Genomic DNA, 3,828 nt, shown 5'->3' on the forward strand with positions numbered 1-3,828 from the left:
GGAAACGATACCAGCAGATGCACATGATCAATGGCTACTTCCATTTCCTCAATCTCTATCCCGTATTCCACACATATTTCTTTTATAAGCTGTTCCGCGCGCTCCCTTATCGTTTCATCCTCAAATATCGTCTTCCGATATTTCGGGCACCATACCAGATGGTATGCCGTGTCGTAGAGCGCATGACTCGACCTCTTCAGTCCCATGCATCATGTTATAACATAACTACGCAAGGGCCTATGTGGATAAGGGAGACTTCCCGTCTCCCTTATAACCCTCTGGGTAAGGCATGCATTCATCCCCGCGGCAAGCCGACGGGGGATTCTGCAAAGTCTTTGCTAAAATCGGAAAGGCATATAGTTCAATTAGAAATCTATGATATACCGGCAAGTTTGCAGCAAAATTCATTGACAATCAACAGCAGAAATTATAATCTGTTAATCATAATGGTTGGAGTAATAAATTAATGAAATTAAGGCCAATGTTTTTAATCGGTCTGAAAACAACGATCAAATAATCTGGGCCTCTTTACCATGTCACGGCAAAAATTAATAACGGCAACGGGTGTTTCAGTTTTCCTCTTTTTAGCCTCTTACCTTTTTGCGGCGGACCCTTATGCACTGAAGCGTCAGGCCATGATCAGGAACGATATTGAAGGCAGGGGGATAAAAGATAAAAGGGTCATTGAGGTGATGGGAAGAATACCAAGGCATCTTTTTGTAGATGACAGCATGAGAGGCAGGGCATATTCTGACTATCCACTGCCGGTAGGAGAAGGGCAGACAATTTCCCAGCCATACATTGTTGCCCTGATGACAGAGGCATTAAGATTGAAGCCGACAGATAGGGTCCTCGAGATCGGTACCGGTTCCGGATACCAGGCTGCAGTTTTGTCGGAAATCGTCAAAGAAGTATATACCATAGAGATAAAAAAATTATTAGCTGACAAGGCTACTGCGAGACTCGGAGGCCTTGGTTACAAAAATGTCAAGGTGAAATACGGGGACGGCTATTCTGGATGGCCGGAGTATGCGCCTTTTGATGCCATAATCATAACCGCATCAGTTAACCATATCCCGCCATTACTAATCAAGCAGCTCAAGGAGGGGGGAAGACTTATTCTTCCTCTCGGCAGTACCATCAATTTTCAGACACTGACATTGGTGACAAAAAGGAAAGGCGTTCTCGATGTTCAGCAGTTGAGTTCCGTGGCTTTTGTCCCTATGACTGGAGAGTCTGAAAAGAAGAAATAAGTAGATATCGGCACGTAACGGGCCAAATGTCATACAGCTTTCCAGATAGCCATAGAAGACAAGCATCCTTCCTGTTATCTGCACCTCTCGGAACGTCGCCAAAGATCAAGAGTTCAATGAGAAATCATTGAAAAAGTATTTTTTTAATACGTGCCCGTGGTGGTTGAATTATTCTGTAATCCTGTTATGCTTTGAGCTAATGAGATCATAGTGCGTATGAAGAAAAATGATTTTTACGGAATTGAAGACATATTCGAGACGATCCGTGAACCGCTTTTAGTTCTGGATGCGAACCTGAATATTCTCTCTGCCAACCGGAGCTTCTATAGCATCTTCAAGGTAGAGCAGGGAAAAACCATCGGACATCTCATCTTTGATGTCGGCAACAAACAGTGGGACATACCTGCGCTTCGGACATTGCTTGAGGACATTCTCCCAACACACAAACGGTTTGATAACTACGAAGTTGAGCATGATTTCCCTGCCATCGGCTACAAAACAATGCTCCTGAATGCCCGCCAGATCTATCGGGAAGATGTCGGCACACAGATGATCCTCCTTGCCATCGAGGACATTACCGAGCGTAGGGAGATAGAAAAGGGGCTGGAAAAAGCCCGTAAAGAACTGGAAGTAACTAAAATATCTGAAGATGAAGCCCGCGAGTACGCCGAGAGCATCATCAACACCGTGCGTGAACCCTTAATCGCTCTGGATCAGGATTTAAGGGTAGTCACCGCCAGCCGTTCCTTCTATGAAGTCTTTAGGGTAACCCCTGAAGAGACCGTGGGACAGCTTATCTATGACCTGGGCAATAAACAGTGGAATATCCCCAAGCTGCGGGAACTGCTGGAAACCATCCTTCCCGAAAAGACAACCTTTGATAACTATGAGGTTGAACACGAGTTTTCTACCATTGGCAGGCGCATAATGCTTTTGAATGCCCGGCAAATTCAAAGAGTGTCGGGAAAGGAGCGGATAATCCTGCTTGCCATTGAGGACATTACCGAGCGTAAGGAGATAGAATCCGGTCTGGAAAACGCGCGTAAAGAACTGGAAGCCTTTGCCTACTCTGTTTCGCACGACCTTCGTGCGCCGTTGCGTGCAATTGACGTGTTCTCCCGAATTGTTCTGGAAGATTATGCAGAAAAGCTTGATGATGAAGGCAAAAGGCTCCTGAACATCATCCGGTCAAACACACAGAAGATGGACCAGCTTATCATCGATATGCTTGAGCTTTCGCGGGCAAGCCGGACGGAGATGAAACTGACCCGGATTGATATGACTGCGCTTGTCAATTCCGTATACCATGAATTGGCTTCACCCGAAATTCAGCAGAAATTCGTCTTTTCCGTCTCTGCCTTGCCTGATGCCCTTGGCGACCCTACATTAATCCGACAGGTATGGATCAATCTTATTTCCAATGCCATTAAATATACAATGCCCAAAGAAGAGCGTAGAATTGAGATAGGAAGCCGTATAGAAAACAGCATGAATGCTTATTCCATCAAAGACACCGGGGTTGGATACAATCCCGATTACGCGCATAAGCTCTTTGGTCTTTTCCAGCGGCTGCACAAAGCCGAGGTGTTCGAAGGAACAGGTGTAGGGCTTGCAATCGTGAAACGCGTCATCCTTCGCCACGGCGGAAATGTATGGGCCGAAGGGAAAGTGAATGAGGGCGCGACATTCTGTTTTTCGATACCAATAAAGGAGGCACATGATGATCAATCCAAATGAAATTTACATTGCATGATGAATATATTATCTGTGGACTTGAAAAAGAAAGTGAGAAAACCCTTAATCTCCTGAAAACGTTGATGTGTAGGTGGCAGTGAGAAAAAGGACGTGTTACCTTCGGGGCGAAAGACTATCACCTCTTTCAAGAAATACGCTTGTTACCCATATCCATCTCCTTGTAGCCGAAAACCTACACGTGTAGTTCAAAACCTACAAAATGTAGTTGAAAACCTACACGTTGTAGTCTAAAACCTACAGACAAAGGAAATCGCTTATGGTATGGCCTGTTGTAGCGTGATCATCCGGATATTAATACTCCTGAAGGTCTTTGGGCTAATCATAAAAGACACCATCAATTATAATGTCTTTTGTTTTATTATTAAGCCGGAACAGACATTTTAATGGATACCCCCAACATATAGTGTTTACGTCGATCGAAAGCATAGTGTTGGTTGATCTGGCGGTTTGGGAAACAAGTCCAGTCCGCCGCAATGAAAATAAATGGCGGTTCTATAATGGGAGCGATTACGGAAACCACAAGCCATCCGTTTAACTTTCTCAATCTTGCCGTTGATTGCCTCGCCCAAGGCGTTGGTAATTCGATGCCGTGCGTAGGTAACGATGTTGTCTATATGGGCCTTAACCGTCTTAGCCGCTTTCTTAATAGGCTCAAGTCGAGAATGTGTCGCCCAAAAATACCAGCGTTTGAAATAGTTTCTCATATGGGCCTCATACCGATAATCCCACAGATGCCTAAGGTTCTCTTTTATAGCCCACGCCCGGCATATCTGCAGGTCTTTGGCTCGCAATGTCTCAAACTCACCACGTCGCCACCATG

Annotated in this window: 4 protein-coding genes; 2 read left to right on the forward strand and 2 right to left on the reverse strand. The window is 45.1% G+C overall.

The features are described from left to right. Window positions 1-206: IS200/IS605 family transposase (tnpA, locus tag RDU59_12845; protein MDQ7839367.1), on the reverse strand; the 206-nt coding region annotated here is incomplete at its 3' end. Between the two features lie 429 nt (window positions 207-635). On the opposite strand from tnpA, the gene RDU59_12850 reads away from it, so the two are divergent. Both RDU59_12850 and RDU59_12855 read left to right on the forward strand, forming a co-directional pair. Further along, the gene (locus RDU59_12850; protein MDQ7839368.1) at window positions 636-1,253 is read left to right on the forward strand and encodes a protein-L-isoaspartate(D-aspartate) O-methyltransferase; all 618 of its coding nucleotides are present in this window, start codon (window positions 636-638) and stop codon (window positions 1,251-1,253) included. Between the two features lie 216 nt (window positions 1,254-1,469). Continuing rightward, on the forward strand, window positions 1,470-2,990 hold the full coding sequence (locus RDU59_12855) for a PAS domain-containing protein (protein ID MDQ7839369.1): 1,521 nt from the start codon (window positions 1,470-1,472) through the stop codon (window positions 2,988-2,990). A gap of 425 nt (window positions 2,991-3,415) precedes the next feature. Here RDU59_12855 and RDU59_12860 read toward each other — a convergent pair. Next, the coding region (locus RDU59_12860) for a transposase (protein ID MDQ7839370.1) at window positions 3,416-3,828 on the reverse strand (413 nt) is incomplete at its 5' end.

Source organism: Thermodesulfobacteriota bacterium (assembly GCA_031082315.1).
GTDB lineage: Bacteria > Desulfobacterota > QYQD01 > QYQD01 > QYQD01 > QYQD01.